This window comes from Klebsiella sp. 1SOBk10mer (assembly GCF_046602535.1).
Classification (GTDB): Bacteria; Pseudomonadota; Gammaproteobacteria; order Enterobacterales; family Enterobacteriaceae; genus Klebsiella; species Klebsiella quasipneumoniae.
Window position 1 is genome coordinate 1 of record NZ_JBKIUP010000061.1, and the last position, 750, is coordinate 750.

2 protein-coding genes are annotated in these 750 nt (G+C 60.0%); both read left to right on the forward strand.

Going from position 1 to position 750, the window contains the following annotated elements:
- The first annotated feature begins 200 nt into the window (after positions 1–200).
- Positions 201–431: a type II toxin-antitoxin system VapB family antitoxin gene (vapB, locus tag ACLH1I_RS26600; RefSeq protein ID WP_001261276.1), complete on the forward strand. Its 231-nt coding sequence runs from the start codon at positions 201–203 to the stop codon at positions 429–431.
- Positions 428–750: type II toxin-antitoxin system VapC family toxin (locus ACLH1I_RS26605; protein WP_411302956.1), on the forward strand; the 323-nt coding region annotated here is incomplete at its 3' end. The genes vapB and ACLH1I_RS26605, both read left to right, overlap by 4 nt.

Here is a 750-nt window from a genome sequence, read left to right on the forward strand (position 1 = left end):
CTTTGGGAGTTTTCGGATCTGCGGTGGAAAAATGAGAAAACAGAATATGCGCAGCATATCCATATGCCACGCATCTGCATAGGGCAGACATACGCATATGTTTACCATCTGCATATGTAACACCTATACAAACCCATCCGGCAGGCATATACTGCACATATGCACTCATACATCATGCATGATCAGCCGGAGGAACACCCATGCGCACAGTATCGATATTTAAAAACGGCAATAACCGCGCCATCCGTCTGCCCCGGGACCTGGATTTTGACGGCGTCAGCGAGCTGGAGATCGTCCGGGAAGGGGACAGCATCATTCTGCGTCCCGTCCGGCCGACCTGGGGCTCGTTCGCGCAGCTGGACAGGGCCGATCCGGACTTTATGGCGGAGCGTGAGGATGTGGTCAGCGACGAAGGACGCTTTGAGCCATGAAGAAAACCTGGATGCTCGACACTAACATCTGCTCGTTCATCATGCGCGAGCAGCCGGCAGCGGTGCTGAAGCGCCTGGAGCAGGTGGTGCTGCGCGGTGATCGCATCGTGGTCTCGGCCGTGACGTATGCCGAGATGCGCTTCGGCGCCACCGGCCCGAAGGCTTCGCCGCGCCATATTCAGCTGGTCGACGCGTTCTGCGCGCGCCTCGATGCCATCCTGCCGTGGGACCGGGCTGCGGTGGACGCCACGACGGACATCCGGGTGGCGCTGCGCCTCGCCGGGACGCCGATCGGCCCGAACGACACGGCCATTGCCGG

What these genes read in the sequence shown, in the direction of transcription:
- vapB (WP_001261276.1), top strand. Translation starts at nt 201, where the DNA reads ATGCGCACAGTATCGATATTTAAAAACGGCAATAACCGCGCCATCCGT.